At 73.5% G+C, this 15,568-nt stretch carries 17 protein-coding genes; 9 read left to right on the top strand and 8 right to left on the bottom strand.

What is annotated here, in order from left to right; translation table 11 throughout:
• Positions 1-19 precede the first annotated feature (19 nt).
• A complete protein-coding gene (locus ACFVDM_RS08050) occupies positions 20-685 on the top strand; it encodes an O-methyltransferase (protein WP_383634657.1) in 666 nt (221 codons plus the stop codon).
• Between the two features lie 91 nt (positions 686-776).
• On the opposite strand, the gene ACFVDM_RS08045 is transcribed toward ACFVDM_RS08050, so the two are convergent.
• Entirely contained in the window at positions 777-944 is a 168-nt protein-coding gene (locus ACFVDM_RS08045) for a DUF3117 domain-containing protein (RefSeq protein ID WP_003966491.1), read from the bottom strand.
• Positions 945-1,270: 326 nt separating this feature from the next.
• Between ACFVDM_RS08045 and ACFVDM_RS08040 the strand changes: the two genes are divergently transcribed.
• Entirely contained in the window at positions 1,271-2,086 is an 816-nt protein-coding gene (locus tag ACFVDM_RS08040) for an enoyl-CoA hydratase/isomerase family protein (RefSeq protein ID WP_383634655.1), read from the top strand.
• A gap of 9 nt (positions 2,087-2,095) precedes the next feature.
• On the opposite strand, the gene ACFVDM_RS08035 is transcribed toward ACFVDM_RS08040, so the two are convergent.
• Together ACFVDM_RS08035 and ACFVDM_RS08030 are read right to left on the bottom strand one after the other, a co-directional pair.
• Entirely contained in the window at positions 2,096-2,689 is a 594-nt protein-coding gene (locus ACFVDM_RS08035; RefSeq protein ID WP_383634653.1) for a DNA-3-methyladenine glycosylase I, read from the bottom strand.
• Positions 2,686-3,108, bottom strand: coding sequence for a hypothetical protein (locus tag ACFVDM_RS08030; protein WP_383634651.1), 423 nt, complete (start codon positions 3,106-3,108; stop codon positions 2,686-2,688). Before ACFVDM_RS08030 ends, ACFVDM_RS08035 begins: the two co-directional genes overlap by 4 nt.
• Before the next feature lie 119 nt (positions 3,109-3,227).
• On the opposite strand from ACFVDM_RS08030, the gene folP reads away from it, so the two are divergent.
• On the top strand, positions 3,228-4,100 hold the full coding sequence (gene folP / locus ACFVDM_RS08025) for a dihydropteroate synthase (protein ID WP_383634649.1): 873 nt from the start codon (positions 3,228-3,230) through the stop codon (positions 4,098-4,100).
• 57 nt (positions 4,101-4,157) lie between these two features.
• On the opposite strand, the gene ACFVDM_RS08020 is transcribed toward folP, so the two are convergent.
• Positions 4,158-4,943 (bottom strand): TIGR00730 family Rossman fold protein, encoded by a 786-nt coding sequence (locus tag ACFVDM_RS08020; protein ID WP_383634647.1) that lies wholly within the window; start codon positions 4,941-4,943, stop codon positions 4,158-4,160.
• 97 nt (positions 4,944-5,040) lie between these two features.
• Positions 5,041-6,120 carry a succinyl-diaminopimelate desuccinylase gene (dapE, locus tag ACFVDM_RS08015; RefSeq protein WP_383634645.1) on the bottom strand — a complete coding sequence of 360 codons (1,080 nt, stop codon included), beginning with the start codon at positions 6,118-6,120 and terminating at the stop codon, positions 5,041-5,043.
• Positions 6,121-6,216: 96 nt separating this feature from the next.
• Here dapE and ACFVDM_RS08010 point away from each other — a divergent pair, with 96 nt between their 5' ends.
• On the top strand, positions 6,217-7,173 hold the full coding sequence (locus ACFVDM_RS08010) for a hypothetical protein (protein WP_383634643.1): 957 nt from the start codon (positions 6,217-6,219) through the stop codon (positions 7,171-7,173).
• A 370-nt stretch (positions 7,174-7,543) separates the two neighbouring features.
• Positions 7,544-7,930, top strand: coding sequence for an ATP-binding protein (locus ACFVDM_RS08005; RefSeq protein ID WP_383634641.1), 387 nt, complete (start codon positions 7,544-7,546; stop codon positions 7,928-7,930).
• Positions 7,931-7,985: 55 nt separating this feature from the next.
• Here ACFVDM_RS08005 and ACFVDM_RS08000 read toward each other — a convergent pair whose 3' ends face one another.
• Together ACFVDM_RS08000 and fdxA are read right to left on the bottom strand one after the other, a co-directional pair.
• Positions 7,986-9,080 carry a bifunctional succinyldiaminopimelate transaminase/glutamate-prephenate aminotransferase gene (locus tag ACFVDM_RS08000; RefSeq protein WP_383634639.1) on the bottom strand — a complete coding sequence of 365 codons (1,095 nt, stop codon included), beginning with the start codon at positions 9,078-9,080 and terminating at the stop codon, positions 7,986-7,988.
• A gap of 117 nt (positions 9,081-9,197) precedes the next feature.
• Positions 9,198-9,518, bottom strand: a complete 321-nt coding sequence (fdxA, locus tag ACFVDM_RS07995) for a ferredoxin (protein WP_018956287.1) — start codon at positions 9,516-9,518, stop codon at positions 9,198-9,200.
• Between the two features lie 117 nt (positions 9,519-9,635).
• Here fdxA and ACFVDM_RS07990 point away from each other — a divergent pair, with 117 nt between their 5' ends.
• Both ACFVDM_RS07990 and ACFVDM_RS07985 read left to right on the top strand, forming a co-directional pair.
• Positions 9,636-10,637, top strand: coding sequence for a GNAT family N-acetyltransferase (locus tag ACFVDM_RS07990; protein WP_383634637.1), 1,002 nt, complete (start codon positions 9,636-9,638; stop codon positions 10,635-10,637).
• A 2-nt stretch (positions 10,638-10,639) separates the two neighbouring features.
• Entirely contained in the window at positions 10,640-11,479 is an 840-nt protein-coding gene (locus ACFVDM_RS07985) for a transglutaminase-like domain-containing protein (RefSeq protein ID WP_383634635.1), read from the top strand.
• 34 nt (positions 11,480-11,513) lie between these two features.
• Here ACFVDM_RS07985 and ACFVDM_RS07980 read toward each other — a convergent pair whose 3' ends face one another.
• The gene (locus ACFVDM_RS07980) at positions 11,514-13,535 is read right to left on the bottom strand and encodes a GTP-binding protein (RefSeq protein WP_383634634.1); all 2,022 of its coding nucleotides are present in this window, start codon (positions 13,533-13,535) and stop codon (positions 11,514-11,516) included.
• Between the two features lie 394 nt (positions 13,536-13,929).
• Here ACFVDM_RS07980 and ACFVDM_RS07975 point away from each other — a divergent pair, with 394 nt between their 5' ends.
• Together ACFVDM_RS07975 and ACFVDM_RS07970 are read left to right on the top strand one after the other, a co-directional pair.
• On the top strand, positions 13,930-14,535 hold the full coding sequence (locus ACFVDM_RS07975; protein WP_383634632.1) for a hypothetical protein: 606 nt from the start codon (positions 13,930-13,932) through the stop codon (positions 14,533-14,535).
• A 191-nt stretch (positions 14,536-14,726) separates the two neighbouring features.
• Positions 14,727-15,458 carry a class F sortase gene (locus ACFVDM_RS07970; protein WP_383634630.1) on the top strand — a complete coding sequence of 244 codons (732 nt, stop codon included), beginning with the start codon at positions 14,727-14,729 and terminating at the stop codon, positions 15,456-15,458.
• Positions 15,459-15,568: the final 110 nt, after the last annotated feature.

The raw sequence follows: 15,568 nt of genomic DNA, 5'->3' as shown, positions 1-15,568 counted from the left end.
GCAGCGGATACAGTCACCGTTGCGCCAACTATGGGGACAGGAGAGGGTCATTACCGCCAACCGGCAGACGAGCTGGGCGTTCGCCGACGCCTTTGTCGCCGAGGACGAAGCACTGCGCTGGGCCCGGGACCGGGCTCGGGAGGCAGGGCTCCGCTCGGTGTCACCGGGCACCGGCGCCGCGTTGCGCCTTCTCGCTGCCTCCACGGACGCCAAGGCGGTGGCCGAGATCGGCACCGGGACGGGCGTGTCCGGCATCTATCTGCTGCACGGGATGCGGCCGGACGGGGTGCTGACGACGGTCGATCCCGAACCCGAGCGCCAGCAGTTCGCCCGGGAGGCCTTCCGGGCGGCGGGCTTCGCGGCCAACCGGGCCCGGTTCATCCCCGGCCGCGCCCTGGACGTCCTGCCCCGGCTGGCGGACGGCGGCTACGACCTGGTGTTCTGCGACGGCGACCGGCTGGAGTGCCTGGACTGTCTCGCTGAATCGTTGCGCCTGCTGCGACCTGGCGGTCTGGTCTGCTTCGAGGGCGTCTTCGCGGACGGCCGCACGATCGATTCGGCCGCCCAGCCGGCCGAGGTGCTGCGCCTGCGCGAGCTGCTGCGCACGGTCCGCGAGAGCCAGGAGCTGCTGGCGACGCTGCTGCCGGTCGGCGACGGTCTGCTCTGCGCGGTCCGCCGCGGCTGATCCGCCGCCCAGGGAAACCGCATCCGTCCCCGGACGCACCGCTGCCCGGCACGGATGCCGTGCCGGGCAGCGGTGAAGTGTGGACGCGGTGCTAGCCGACGACCTTCTTGAGGGCATCGCCGAGTGCATCGGCCTCGTCCGGCGTCAGCTCCACAACAAGCCGACCGCCGCCTTCGAGCGGAACGCGCATGACGATGCCCCGCCCCTCCTTTGTCACCTCGAGCGGGCCGTCGCCCGTCCGCGGCTTCATGGCCGCCATGCTCGTTCCCCTTCCTGAAACCAGCTCAATCGCAACCGGCGGCCCCATGACAGGCGCTGCCTCACCGGCATCGAACACATTGCTTCCAGGCCATTATCCCGCATCACCGGCCCCAATGACCAACATCGCTCTGCATCGCTTGAGCAACGCGCTCAGTCAAAACCACCCAATTCGGCGATCCGGCTGCGATACTCCGCCCTCTTCGGCCCACCTTCCGCCCACCATCGGAGCGGAATTGTTAGACGCAGCTCACATGTCGGCCTTCGCGGAAGTCGGCCATGCTTGCCTGGACACGCTTGGTGAACGAGACGCGAAGGGGGCCGCAGATGGCCGATCACGAGGACGCCGTGCTCTACGAGGTCAGCGACGGGCTGGCGACGATCACGATCAACCGCCCCGACGCGATGAACGCCATGAACACGGCGGCCAAGGTCGCCCTGCGTGACGCGCTGCGGACGGCCGAGGCCGACACCGCCGTACGGGCGGTGCTGCTCACCGCGGCCGGCACACGCGCCTTCTGCGTCGGCCAGGACCTCAAGGAGCACCTGGGCAAGCTGGCCGAGGCCCGGGAGACGGAGGGCGGCAACGCGCTCAGCACCGTACGGGAGCACTACAACCCGATCGTGCGGGCGCTGACCGGGATGCGGAAGCCCGTCGTGGCCGGAATCAACGGGGCGGCGGCTGGCGCGGGCTTCGGCTTCGCGCTCGCCTGCGACTACCGGATCGCCGCCGACACCGCCTCGTTCAACACCTCGTTCGCCGGGGTCGCCCTCACGGCGGACTCGGGCGTCTCCTGGACGCTGCCCCGGCTGATAGGCCACAGCCGCGCCGCCGACCTGCTGCTCTTCCCGCGCTCGATCTCCGCCCAGGACGCGTTCGACCTGGGCGTCGTCAACCGTCTGGTGCCCGCCGCCGACCTCCTCGCCGAGGCGACCGCCGTGGCCCGCGCCCTGGCCGCCGGGCCCACCGTGGCGTACGCCGCGCTCAAGGAGTCCCTGGCCTACGGGGCCTCCCACAGCCTGGACGAGGCCCTGGAGAAGGAGGACGAGCTCCAGACCGCTGCCGGTGTCTCGGAGGACCACGCGATCGCGGTCCAGGCCTTCCTCGACAAGGACCGGAACCCGAAGTACGTCGGTCGCTAGGGCGACCGCCTAGGACGTGCCGCCCCCGCCCCGGGCCACGCAGTCGGCGAGGTGGTCGTCGACCAGGCCGCAGGCCTGCATCAGGGCGTAGGCCGTGGTCGGGCCGATGAAGCGCAGTCCGCGCTTCTTGAGGTCCTTCGCCAGCGCCGTGGACTCCGGGGTGACGGCCGGCACGTCGGCGAGGGTGCGCGGGGCGGGGCGGTCCGCCGCGTCGGGGGCGTAGGACCAGATCAGCTCGTCCAGCTCGCCCTCGGCCCAGCCGGCCAGCTCCCGGGCGTTGGCGAGGGTGGCGTCGACCTTGGCCCGGTTGCGGATGATGCCCTCGTCGGCCAGGAGCCGTTCCCGGTCGGTGTCGGTGAACTCGGCGACCTTCGGGATGCTGAACCCGGCGAAGGCGGAGCGGAAGCCCTCGCGGCGGCGCAGGATCGTCAGCCAGGAGAGGCCGGACTGGAAGGCCTCCAGGCAGAGCCGTTCGAACAGGGCGTCGTCGCCGTGGACCGGGCGGCCCCATTCGGTGTCGTGGTACGTGAGGTAGTCCTCGGTGGACAGACCCCACGGGCAGCGCGGACGGCCGTCGGCCGCCGGTTCGGTCCCGCCGCTCATCGTCCGTCCTCCTCGTCGGCCGGGGGAACGGCCGGGGGCGTCGGGGGCCGCTCCGGGGCCTCCCAGGGGGCCCTGGGGCGCTCGTCCGTCTCCTTGAGGAGGTCGGGTCCGCCGGACCGTACGGCCTGGGCGCCGGCGAGGGCCGATTCCAGCTCCGCGATCCGGGCGTCGCGCTCGGCCAGCTCGGCGCCGAGCCGGCTCAGGGCGTCGTCCACGTCCGCCATCCGGTAACCGCGCGGGGCGACGGGCAGCCGGAGCGCCTCCACGTCCGCCCGGCCGACCGGCCGGTTCTCGGGCAGCGGGTCCGTCAGCAGTTCGGGCGCCACGTCCTGAAGAATGGCGCTCCTCCCTCCGCCGACCACCGCGAGCGTGACCGCGGCCACGACCACCACCATCGCGAGCAGCAAGAACCAGAACACGCGTATCTCCCCGGGAGCGGAATTCGTCCGGGTCCGATCGTGCCATGCAGCACCGACCGTTAGGGTCGCAGTCGGTCCCGGGAGCGATCTTCCGGGCGGATTCGAAGGAGAGACACGGGATGCGAAGCGGTGTGCTCAGGCTGGGCCGGCGCGAGTTCGGCGCGCACGAGCCGGTGATCATGGCGATCGTCAACCGCACCCCCGACTCCTTCTACGACCAGGGCGCCACCTTCGACGACGAGCCCGCGCTGGAGCGGGTCGAGCGGGCGGTGTCCGACGGCGCCGCGATCATCGACATCGGCGGGGTGAAGGCCGGTCCCGGCGAGGAGGTCACCGCCGAGGAGGAGGCCCGCCGCACGGTCGGTTTCGTCGCGGAGGTGCGCCGGCGCCACCCGGACGTGGTGATCAGCGTCGACACCTGGCGTCACGACGTGGGCGCGGCGGTGTGCGAGGCGGGCGCGGACCTGCTGAACGACGCCTGGGGCGGGGTCGACCCGAATCTCGCGGAGGTCGCGGCCCGGTACGGGGCGGGGCTGGTGTGCACCCACGCGGGCGGCGCCGAGCCCCGGACCCGGCCGCACCGCGTGGGGTACGCGGACGTGATGGAGGACATCCTGCGGGTGACCACGGGGCTGGCCGAACGGGCCGTGGCGCTGGGCGTCCGGCCGGACGGGATCATGATCGACCCCGGTCACGACTTCGGGAAGAACACCCGGCACTCCCTGGAGGCCACCCGCCGCCTCGGCGAGATGACGGAGACGGGGTGGCCGGTGCTCGTCTCGCTCTCCAACAAGGACTTCGTCGGCGAGACGCTGGACCGCCCGGTCAAGGAGCGGCTGCTCGGCACGCTGGCGACGACGGCGGTCTCCGCGTGGCTGGGGGCGCGGGTCTACCGCGTGCACGAGGTGGCCGAGACCCGCGACGTCCTGGACATGGTGGCGTCCCTCGCCGGTCACCGCCCGCCCGCCGTCGCCCGGCGCGGACTGGCGTAACGGGCACGACGGGCGGAGGCGGGGGCGGGTCGCCCCCGCGGAGGCGGCGAAGGGACCCTAGCGGCCGACCTCCTTGGTCACCAGGTTGACCGCCTCGTCCACGTCGTCCGTGACGTGGAAGAGCAGCAGGTCCTTGTCCGACGCCTTGCCCTGGGCGACCACGGTGTCGCGGAGCCAGTCGACCAGGCCGCCCCAGTACTCCGTACCGAACAGCACGATCGGGAAGCGGGTGACCTTGCCGGTCTGGACGAGGGTGAGCGCCTCGAACAGCTCGTCGAGGGTGCCGAGGCCGCCGGGGAGCACGACGAAGCCCTGGGCGTACTTGACGAACATCGTCTTCCGGACGAAGAAGTAGCGGAAGTTCACCCCGATGTCGACGTGCGGGTTGAGCCCCGACTCGAAGGGCAGCTCGATGCCGAGGCCCACCGAGATGCCACTGGCCTCCCGGGCGCCCCGGTTCGCCGCCTCCATGGCACCGGGGCCGCCGCCGGTGATCACCGCGAAGCCCGCGTCGACCAGCGCCCGCCCGATCCGCACCCCCGCCTCGTACTCCGGGGTGCCCGCGGCGGTGCGCGCCGAGCCGAAGACGCTGATCGCGCTCGGCAGCTCGGCGAGCGCGCCGAAGCCCTCGACGAACTCCGACTGGATGCGCATCACCCGCCAGGGGTCGGTGTGCACCCACTCCGAGTCGCCCTCGGAGTCCAGCAGCCGCTGATCGGTGGTGCCGGGCTGCACCTGGTCCCTGCGGCGCAGCACCGGGCCGAGTCGCTGTTCCTCCGGCCTGACCGCGCCCTCGGGGATCTCCGCACCTTCGGGGATCCGCGCATCCTCGGGGTTGCCCATGACCTGCTCCCTCCGCCGACGTCGGGGGCGTCCTGCGACGCCCCGTCTCACGCCCAGCGTAGATCGCCGGAGGTTACGGGCAGGGGAATGCCGTGGGTCAGCCGGTGAGCCAGGAGCGGAGGCGTTCCTCGCAGTGGACGATCCGGTCGGTCCGGACGTGCTCCTCGCGCTTGTGGGCGAGGATCGGGTCGCCGGGGCCGTAGTTCACCGCGGGGACGCCCAGCGAGCCGAAGCGCGCGACGTCCGTCCAGCCGAACTTGGGCCGGGCGGTGCCGCCGACGGCCTCCATGAACGCCTTGGCCGCCGGGTGCGAGAGGCCGGGCATGGCCGCGCCCGAGTGGTCGTCGACGACGAACTCGGCGACGCCGCAGCCCTCGAAGACCTCGTGGACGTGGGCCAGGGCCTGCTCCTCGGAGAGGTCCGGGGCGTAGCGGTAGTTCACGACGACGGTGCAGGCGTCCGGGATGACGTTGGTGGCGACGCCGCCCTCGATGCGGACGGCGTTGAGGCCCTCGTGGTATTCGAGGCCGTCGATCACCGGCCGGCGCGGTTCGTACGCGGCGAGCCGGGCGAGCACGGGGGCGGCGGCGTGGATCGCGTTGGACCCCATCCAGCTGCGCGCGGAGTGGGCCCGCTCCCCCTCCAGGCGCAGGAAGACGCGCAGGGTGCCCTGGCAGCCGCCCTCGACCTCGGCGTCGGAGCCCTCCAGGAGGACGGCGAAGTCCGCCGCCAGCCAGTCGGGGTGGGCCTCGGCGATGTGGCCGAGGCCGTTGAGGTGGGCGGCGACCTCCTCGTTGTCGTAGAAGACGAAGGTGAGGTCGCGGTTGGGCTCGGGCACGGTCGCGGCGATCCGCAGCTGGACGGCGACGCCCGACTTCATGTCGGAGCTGCCGCAGCCCCAGAGCAGCCCGTTCTCGTCGAGCCGGGAGGGCACGTTGTCCGCGATCGGCACGGTGTCGATGTGGCCGGCCAGGACGACGCGTTCGGCGCGGCCCAGATCGGTCCTGGCGACGATGTTGTTGCCGTGCCGGTCGACGGTCAGGTGCCCGAGGGGGCGCAGCGCCGCCTCGATGGCGTCGGCGAGGTCCTTCTCCCCTCCGCTGACCGAGGGGAAGTCGACGAGCCGCGCGGTGAGCGCGGGCCCGTCCAGGGTGAGGTCAAGGGTGCTGTCGGCCATGGCCATGACCCTAGTACGTTGCCGCACGCCCCCTCGCGAGGTACATGAGCGAACGCGGCCCGGGACACCCACAGACGGCTCGCGTACGGTGGCCCCGTGCCCCGGACCGTTTCTCCCGCCCGCCGACACACCGCCCGCAGCCGCCGTCTGCGCCTCACGGCGGCCTTCGCCGTGCTCGTCGCCGTGGCCGGTTATCTGACCGCCCAGTATCTGACCGGCAGCCGGGGTTCGGAGCAGTGCACGGTGGAGTCGGCCGACGGCTCCGCGGGCGGGTCGCGGACGTACCGGCTGACGGCCGAGCAGGCGGCGAACGCCGCGACGATCTCCGCCGTGGGCACCACGCGCGGCATGCCGGAGCGGGCCGTGACGATCGCGCTGGCGACGGCGATGCAGGAGTCCGGGCTGCGCAACATCGAGCACGGCGACCGGGACTCGCTGGGCCTCTTCCAGCAACGCCCCTCGCAGGGCTGGGGCACGGAGACGCAGATCCTGGACCCGGTGTACTCGGCCGGGAAGTTCTACGCGCATCTGGCCGAGGTGCCGGGCTATTCGCGGCTGCCGCTCACCGTCGCCGCGCAGCGCGTCCAGCGCAGCGGCTTCCCGCAGGCGTACGCGAAGCACGAGCCGGACGCCGCGCTGCTGGCCGCCGCGCTGACCGGCCGCACGCCCGCCGCGCTGAACTGCGAGCCGCCGCGGAGCACGGCCGGGACGGGCCGCCCGGAGAAGCTGCGGACCGCGCTCGTCCGTTCCTTCGGCAAGGACGTCCTCCCGGCGGGGGACGCGGCGGACGGGACGTCCGGGGCCGCCGGGGCCAAGGCGGACGCGGCGCTCTCGGTGCCGGTGGACGGGGCCCGCCGCTCCGCGAAGGACGGCGCCCCGCAGCACGGCTGGGAGCTGGCGCACTGGGCGGTGGCGCAGTCCGAGGCGCTCGGCATCGACGAGGTCGCGTACGCGGGCCGGCGGTGGACGTCGGAGTCGGGCTGGCGGACGGAGCGCGCGAAAAACGGCACCGCTTCCGACAGCGCGACCGTCCGGATGCGCCTGGTGCGGTAGCGCCGGGGCCCCCGCGGGACCTCCCCGGGCGGGCGGCGACCGCGCAGGCACCCGCCCCCCGAAACGCCCCGCGAACCCCCGTACGAGACATCGCCCGCACGGGGGATCCGGTGGGTGCGCCGGCCTGTGCCGGGCGGTCGTGCGCGCGGCTGCTCGCGTATCGGCTGTTTCCCTTGGGGCGTATGGGAAGTGACGGTTCGGCGCGAGGCCGCGGAATGCCGGGTCCGCCCGGGTTCCTCCGCTGCGGATTATGTGACGCGTTACCCAGTCTTTACCCGGGGGCACCGCAACCTCCCCCTGCCCCGGGGCGGTTGTCATGGCGTCCGGTCCACGGACACCACGACTTTTCCCTCCCCGTCGAAGGAGCATCATGTCCCTCCCCCTGACCCGCCGGATCGCCCGTACCGCGCTGCTGCTCGCGGCGGGTGCGGCACCCGTGGTCGGTGCGGCCGGAGCCGCGGGTGCCGCGGAGCTGGCCCCGGACCTCGGCGGCCTCACCAGCGTCGAGGGTGCCGGGCTCGGCCAGGCGGTGAACGGCGCGGCCGGCGACGTCGCCGGACCGGCCGGTGCCAAGGTCGTCGACACGGCGCTGCCGGTGGCGGGCAAGACCCTGGGCGAGGCCGGCAAGCAGGCCGCCCCGGCCGCCGCCGGCGTCGGCAAGACCGTCCAGGGCGGGGCGGCCGACGCGCTCGGCGGCGCGGCCAAGGGCGCCCCGGCCGGCGGTCAGCTCATGGGCGGTCTGCCGATCGGCGGCTGACCCGCGTACGCGGAAGGGCCCCGGGAGCGCACGCTCCCGGGGCCCTTCGCCGTGGTCAGCCCAGCCGCTTGACGGCGGCGGCGACGCGCTCGTCGGTGGCGGTGAAGGCCACCCGGACGAAGCGGTCGCCCGCCGGTCCGTAGAAGTCGCCGGGCGCCACCAGGATGCCCAGCTCGGCCAGATGGGCCACCGTGTCCCAGCAGGGCTCGTCGCGGGTGGCCCACAGGTAGAGGCTCGCCTCGCTGTGCTCGATCCGGAAGCCGTGGGACTCCAGGGCGGTGCGCAGGGCCGCGCGGCGGTCCGCGTAGCGGCGGCGCTGCTCGGCCACGTGCGCGTCGTCGCCGAGCGCCGCGACGGTCGCCGCCTGGACGGGCGCGGGCGTCATCATGCCGCCGTGCTTGCGGATCAGCAGCAGTTCGCTCAGCACGGCCGCGTCGCCCGCGACGAACGCGGCGCGGTAGCCGGCCAGGTTGGACCGCTTCGACAGCGAGTGCACGGCGACGATGCCCTCGTACGTACCGCCGCAGACGTCCGGGTGGAGCACGGAGACCGGCTCGGCCTCCCAGCCCAGCTCCAGGTAGCACTCGTCGCTGAAGACCAGCACCCCGTGCTCGCGCGCCCAGGCGACGATGCGGATCAGCTCGTCCTTGGCGAGGACCCGGCCGGTCGGGTTGGACGGCGAGTTGAGCCAGAGCAGCTTGAGGCCGGCCGGGTCCAGCTCGGTCGGGTCGTCGTAGACCACCGGCTCGGCGCCGCAGAGCCGGGCGCCGACCTCGTACGTCGGGTAGGCCAGGCGCGGGTGGGCGACCCGGTCGCCGGGGCCCAGGCCCAGCTGGGTCGGCAGCCAGGCCACCAGTTCCTTGGAGCCGACGACGGGCAGCACGTTCTCGTGGGTGACGCCCGCGGCGCCCAGCCGTCGCTCCACCCAGCCGGTGAGGGCGTCCCGCAGCGCGGCCGTCCCCCACACCGTCGGATAGCCGGGGCTGTCCGCGGCGGCGACCAGCGCCTCACGGATCAGCTCGGGCACCGGGTCGACGGGCGTGCCGACGGACAGGTCGACGATGCCGTCCGGGTGGCTCTCCGCCGTCGACTTGTAGGGCGCGAGCCGGTCCCACGGGAAGACGGGGAGACGGGAGGAGACTGCGGACACGGATCTCTGCTTTCTCGTACGGGGTGCACACGGGGTGACACGGGACGACGGGGAAACACCGCGGTCCCGTACGGAGCGAGCCGTACGGGACCGGGGTGACGCACGCGCCGGACGCTGCTACTGGTTCTGCGGCGGCAGGGCGGCGATGAACGCGTGGTCGCGCTCGATCAGGCCCAGCTTGGAGGCACCACCGGGCGACCCGAGGTCGTCGAAGAACTCGACGTTCGCCTTGTAGTAGTCCTTCCACTCCTCCGGGGTGTCGTCCTCGTAGAAGATCGCCTCGACCGGGCAGACCGGCTCACAGGCTCCACAGTCGACGCACTCGTCCGGGTGGATGTACAAGGACCGCTGGCCCTCGTAGATGCAGTCGACGGGGCACTCTTCGATGCAGGCCTTGTCCTTGACGTCGACACAAGGCTGCGCGATGACGTAGGTCACGCTGTCGTTCCTCCTCGGTAGGGCGTTGGCTCTCGCGCGGGAGCGCGGCGTCGTCGATGCCCGCACCTAGTATCTCCGTTCCCGGGCACGATCCGAACAGGAGGGGCGGACAGAGCTGTGGAATTCACCATGGGCGGACGGCTGGAGGTCCGAATTGCACCGGCTGACGTGGGTAAACGGGTATCGGTCCGACGCCTGACCGAAGACGGCCCCGGGGGCGCGAAATTCACCGATACGGTCGGAGTTCTCACATCCTGGAACGACGGTGTGCTCTCCGTCACACCCAAGGACGGCGTGTCGGTCCGCATCGAGGCATCCGCTCTGGTCGCGGGGAAGGTCGTGCCGGCCGCCCCCGCACGCCGTCGCGGCCCCGCCGCCTCCTTCGCCGAACTGGCCCCCGTGTACGCCCGCGCCTGGCAGCCGGTGGAGAGCGAGCCGCTGGGCGAGTGGCGGCTGCGCGCCGCCGCCGGATTCACCCGGCGCGCCAACTCCGCCCTGCCGCTCGGGGATCCGGGTCTGCCGCTGCCGGAGGCGCTGGAACGGGTCCGGCAGTGGTACGCGGCGCGTGGCCTGCCCGCCCGTGTACAGGCGGCGACGGGTGCCGGGGACACCCAGGAGCGACTGTGCGCGGGGCTGGAGGAGCACGGCTGGCGGCGCGAGGTGTCGGCGCAGGTGCGGATCGCGGCGCTCGCCCCGATCGGCGATCTGCCGGCCGAGGTGGGCCGGGTGCGGCTGAGCCGTGCGGTGGACGACGCCTGGCTCTCCCGCTACCAGCGCTCCACCGCCCCCGGGCCCGAGGTGACCGCCGTGCTGGAGAGCGGGCCCTCGGTGTGGTTCGCGACCGTGCCCGGAACCGGCGGCGACACCGCGCCGGCCGCGATCGGGCGCTGTGTGGTGGACGGGCGGTGGGCCGGCTTCATGGCCGTCGAGGTGGCTCCCGAGCACCGCAGACAGGGGCTGGCCACCGCCGTGATGACCGCGCTCGCCCGGCAGGCGGCGGACGAGGGCGCGTCGGCCGCCTGGCTCCAGGTCGAGACGGACAACGACGGCGCGCGGTCCCTGTACGACGGGATGGGCTTCGTGACGCACCACCTGTACCACCACTTCCGGGCGGCGTAGCCGTGGCCGGGGAGGAGGACGGCCGGGAGGCGCGGCGGCGCAGGTTCGCCGAGGAGGCGCGGGCGGAGCGGCCGGATCTGGCGCTGCTCTGTCTGCTGCTGGCGGCGGAGGCCGATCCCGCGCTGGACACGGCCGCCATGGACGCGGCGCAGATCGAGCTGGACGCGCTCGCCGGGCAGCTGCCGTACGGGCTGCGCGGCGGGCGCGCCTGGGCGTCGGCGCTGGCCGAACTGCTGGGCGAGCGCCATGGTTTCGAGGGCGCGGCGGCGGACTACCGGCGGCTGGAGTCCTCGCTGCTGCACGAGGTGCTGCGGCGCCGGCGCGGGCTGCCGATCCTGTTGTCGGTGGTGTGGATCGAGGTCGCGCGGCGGGCCGGGGCGCCGGTGTTCGGGGTGGCGCTGCCGGGCCATTTCGTCGTCGGCTTCGGCGATCCGGCCGAGGGAGTGCTGGCCGATCCGTTCGCCGGGGGCCGGCCGCTGTCGGAGCAGGACGCGGAGCTGCTGGTGACGGGGGCGACCGGGGAACGGCTCGACGCGGCCGTGCGGGAGCCGGCCCGGCCGCTGGAGATCGTGCTGCGGATCCTGAACAACATCCGGGCCTGGGCGGCGGCCCGGCCGGAGCGCACGGACGTGGGGCTGTGGGCGGTGGAGCTGTCGCTGCTGCTGCCCTCGCATCCCGCCGCCCTGCGCCTGGAACGGGCCCGGCTGCTGGTGCAGTCCGGGGAGTTCGGGCGCGGGGCGGCGGAGATGGACGCGTACGCGGAAGTGGTCGCGGCGGTCGATCCGGCCGCCGCGGAGTCGGTGCGCCACCAGGCCAGGGCGGCGCGGGCGCTGCTGAACTGACGGGGCGCGGGGCCCCCGACGGGCCCGGCCGGGGTCAGCCCGGACCGCCCCCGGTGCCGGTGCGGCGGACGGTGTGGATCAGGTACTCCTTGCGGTCGGGGGGGTTGTGGTCGGTGCGGGAGCGGTGCGGCGGGGTGCCGGTGACGGGGCGGTGGGTGTGGAAGGCGGTCTCCAGGACGCCTTCGCCCCGGGTCAGTCCGGGCAGCCGCTGCTGCAGGTCGTGGACCCGGTCGGCGGGGATCTCGCCCTCCAGGACGCAGACCGTGCCGTCGGGGGACGGCGGGCCGGGGACGGCTCGCAGCCGGGCGAGGACGGGCAGCAGCGGCCCGAGGGTGTCGGCGGGGATCTCGGCGCGGAAGCGGTGCACCGGTTCGTACACCGTGGTGCCGGCCCTTCTCAGCGCGTCCATCAGGACCAGCGGGGTCAGCAGGCGGAAGTCCCCGGCGGTGCTCGACATGGACTTGTCGAAGGTGCCGTGCGCGTGGCTCTGGCGGGGCCAGTAGCCGGAGTGCGTCATCGTGACCGCGCAGTCGGTGACGCGCCAGCCGTACAGCCCCTGGGCGAGCGTCTCGACGACGGTGTCCTCGACGGCCCGCATCAGGGAGTACGGCATGGAGCCCAGCTCGACCTCCCGTGCGTAGCTCACCCCGCTGCCCGGCGGGGCGGGGTCGACGCGCAGACCGACCGTGGCCAGGAAGGGGTTGTCGCCCGTGTCGATGATCTCGTACGCGGCTCCGGAGCCGGTGGGCCGTTCCAGGCAGATGGTGGTGGTCGCGCGGAAGGTGACGCCGATGCCGTACTCCTCGGCGAGCGTGGCCTGGACGACCTCCTTCTGCACCTCGCCGTAGAGGGAGACCGAGATCTCCTCGCGGACATCGTCCTGGCGCAGGCCGATCAGCGGGTCCTGTTCGGCGAGCTGGGCGAGCGCGGCGTGCAGGTCGCCGCGGCCGGCCGGGGCGGTGGGGACGACGACGGACTCCAGGGTGGGCGGGGCGAAGTGGTGGGCGGGGCCGGCCGTCCCGGTGGTGCCGAGGGTGTCGCCGATGCGGACGGCGCCGAGCCCGGTGAGCTTCGCGATCCGTCCCGGTCCGACGGAGCCGGCGGGGGTGTCGGTCCCGCCGTCGAAGACCCGGATGCCGGTGACCCGGTCCTCGGAGAGGGCGCCGGGGCCCGGTCCGAAGGGCAGCCGGTCGCGGGTGCGCACGGTGCCGGAGAACATCCGGACCCAGGCGAGCTTCTCGCCGGACCGGCCGCGTTCGACCTTGAACACGGTGCCGGAGACCTCCCCGTCGGGGTCCCCCTGCGCCCCGGGCAGCAGCTCCCTGATGCCCCGGACCAGGTCGTCGGTCCCGGCCCCGGTGAACGCCGAACCGGCGTAGACCGGGTGGACCAGGGCCCGCCCGGTCTGCTCGGCCAGGGCGCGGCGGAGCCTGCCGGGGGCGAGGGTTCCGTCGCCCTCCACGTACGCGGCGAGCAGGGCGTCGTCGTGCCGGGTGAGCAGGTCGGTCAGGCGGGCGGTGAGGACGGGGTCGTCGTCGGCGTGGGCCGGGCCGTGCGCGGCACGGGTGCCGAGCCCGGTGGGAGCGGGGCCCATGGCGACCGCGCGGGGCGTGAGCCGTTCGGCGATCTCGCGCAGGACGGGCGCGTGGCGGGCTCCGGCCCGGTCGGTCTTGTTGACGAAGATCAGCGTGGGGATGCGCAGCCGCTGGAGCGTGCGCATCAGGACGCGGGTCTGCGCCTGGACGCCCTCGACGGCGGAGACCACCAGCACGGCTCCGTCGAGCACGCCGAGGACCCGTTCCACCTCGGCGATGAAGTCCGGGTGACCGGGGGTGTCGATCAGGTTGACGGTGACGTCGTCGAGGGGGAACGAGACGACCGCGGACTTGATGGTGATCCCGCGCCGCCGTTCGAGGGCGAGGGAGTCGGTCCGGGTGTTCCCGTCGTCGACGCGGCCGATCTCGTCGATGATTCCGGCGGTGTGGAGAAGCCGCTCGGTCAGGCTGGTCTTACCGGCGTCGACGTGCGCCAGGATGCCCAGATTCAGCGTGTGCACAGAACTCCATGTTCTCGGCGGTGGTGTGGATTCCCGTCGTGGTGAACATGTGAGCTCGGCGCATGGGCGTCTCCCGGTCCTGTGGCTGGTCCGCCGAGTACAGCAGCGGGCCGGAACGGCCCGCAAACCCTTTTCCGCGCCCCGTACGGCGGTGAGGCACCGTCAGCGAACGGGGGACACGGCCCCCGCCAAACCTCCGCCCGGCGCGGCGTGCCGTCCAACGGGTGATTATCCGGGCCCGGCCACTCGATGGGCCCATGCCGTCGCTCCAATGCGGAGCTCTCCGATGGCGCGCCCCGGAATCCGGGCTGACGGTGGATCACGTAGCCGCTGCGTTCCTCTGGGCTGACATCCCGTCACGCTCCGCAGTCGCCACGAAAGGACACGTGTTCAGATGCGCTCTGCCCGCACACTGTTCGCCACGGCCGCCGTCTCGGCCGTACTGACTCTCTCCGCTCCCTCCGCCTACGCCCTCGCGGCCGGCGACTGGGAGCACGACAGCGGTTCGTCCTCCAGCAGCGAGGACGGCGGCTGGAAGAAGGACAAGCCGAGCGGCGGTGTCCACACCGGCGGCGGCGCCCTCGCGAAGGCCGTCACGGAGTGGCAGCCCGGCAAGGACGAGGGCGGCAAGTACAAGGACAAGCCCAGCGGCGGCGTCCACACCGGCGGCGGCGCCCTCGCCAAGACCGTCACCGAATGGCAGCCCGGCAACGACGAGGGCGGCAAGTACAAGGACAAGCCCAGCGGCGGCGTCCACACCGGCGGCGGCGCGCTGTCGTCCACGGTCGCCAAGGAGTGGCAGCCGGGCAAGGACGAGGGCGGCAAGACCGACGAGGGCTGGAAGAAGGACAAGCCCAGCGGCGGTATGCACACGGGTGGTGGCGCGATGGCCATGACCGGTGGCGGTCTGGCCGCCGGTTCGCTGCTGCTCCTCGGTGGTGTCGGCGTCGGCGCGTACAAGCTGCGCCGCCGTCAGGCGGCGGGTGGCGCGATGGCCTGACCCGGCCGCTTCGCTGTCGCGGCCGCCGTCCCTCCGGACGGCGGCCGCGGCGCCGTCGTTTCCCCGGGGCTCCCGCCCGGACCGGGCGCGGGCGCGCCGGGCCTGTCCGGACGTGGTCCGGAGGACGGGCCCAGGGCGCTTCCCGCGGGGAGCCCCCTCATATCCCCGTACGGACGAAAGGCTCCGTTCCCATGGCCGCCCCGCAGTCGCCCGGTTCCCCCACCGCCGCTCCCTCCGCCCCCTCCCCCGAGACCGCCACGCTCGGCCGCACCCTGCTGTGGCCGGCCGTCGCGGCCGGCATCGGCATGCTGCTGATCTACAACTCGTTCGGCTCCTCGGCCGACGACAAACCACCCGCCCCGCCCGCTGCGGCCGCGCCCGCCGCCCCGGCCCCCGCCTCCTCCCCGGCCGCGGCCGTCCCCCGCCAGGCGTCCCCGAGCGCCGCGACGCCGGCCCTGTCCCGTTCGGTGCCGACGCGGCTGAAGATCCCGGCGATCGCGGTGGACGCCCCGTTCACGCCGCTGTCGATCGGGCCGTCCGGGCGGCTGGACGCGCCGCCGCCGAACGACAAGAACCTGGTCGGCTGGTTCAAGGACGGTGCGACGCCGGGCGAGCGCGGCGCCTCGATCGTCGCGGGCCACGTCGACACGACGACCGGTCCGGCCGTCTTCCTCCAGCTGCGGTTCCTGCGGCCCGGCTCCACGGTCGACATCACGCGCGCCGACGGCACGGTGGCCACGTTCAAGGTCGACACCGTGGAGACGTTCAGCAAGGCGAACTTCCCGGACAAGCGGGTGTACGCCGACACCCCGGACGCCCAGTTGCGGCTGATCACCTGCGGCGGCACCTACGACCGCAAGGCGAAGGACTACGTGGACAACGTGGTCGTGTTCGCCCATCTCGACTCGTCCCGGAAGGGCTGAGCCCCGGTGGCCGCGCGGAAAAGGCGGTGCGCCGCCCGCACGGCCGCTGCTAGCGTCCCGCGCATGAAGCGCGCCGACATGAGGACGACGACGCCGGAGAGTGTCCCGGC

This window comes from Streptomyces sp. NPDC057682 (assembly GCF_042799575.1).
Lineage (GTDB): Bacteria > Actinomycetota > Actinomycetes > Streptomycetales > Streptomycetaceae > Streptomyces.
Note: the sequence above shows the minus strand (reverse complement) of the source record. Positions and strands in the feature narration are given on the sequence as shown.

Bases quoted from the DNA above. Each gene is read 5' to 3' on its own strand.
- folP (WP_383634649.1), top strand. From the start codon at position 3,228: ATGCGAAGCGGTGTGCTCAGGCTGGGCCGGCGCGAGTTCGGCGCGCAC.
- ACFVDM_RS07975 (WP_383634632.1), top strand. From the start codon at position 13,930: ATGCGCTCTGCCCGCACACTGTTCGCCACGGCCGCCGTCTCGGCCGTA.
- ACFVDM_RS08020 (WP_383634647.1), bottom strand. From the start codon at position 4,943: ATGGGCAACCCCGAGGATGCGCGGATCCCCGAAGGTGCGGAGATCCCC.
- ACFVDM_RS08040 (WP_383634655.1), top strand. From the start codon at position 1,271: ATGGCCGATCACGAGGACGCCGTGCTCTACGAGGTCAGCGACGGGCTG.
- dapE (WP_383634645.1), bottom strand. From the start codon at position 6,120: ATGGCCGACAGCACCCTTGACCTCACCCTGGACGGGCCCGCGCTCACC.
- ACFVDM_RS08045 (WP_003966491.1), bottom strand. From the start codon at position 944: ATGGCGGCCATGAAGCCGCGGACGGGCGACGGCCCGCTCGAGGTGACA.
- ACFVDM_RS07970 (WP_383634630.1), top strand. From the start codon at position 14,727: ATGGCCGCCCCGCAGTCGCCCGGTTCCCCCACCGCCGCTCCCTCCGCC.
- ACFVDM_RS08005 (WP_383634641.1), top strand. From the start codon at position 7,544: ATGTCCCTCCCCCTGACCCGCCGGATCGCCCGTACCGCGCTGCTGCTC.
- ACFVDM_RS08035 (WP_383634653.1), bottom strand. From the start codon at position 2,689: ATGAGCGGCGGGACCGAACCGGCGGCCGACGGCCGTCCGCGCTGCCCG.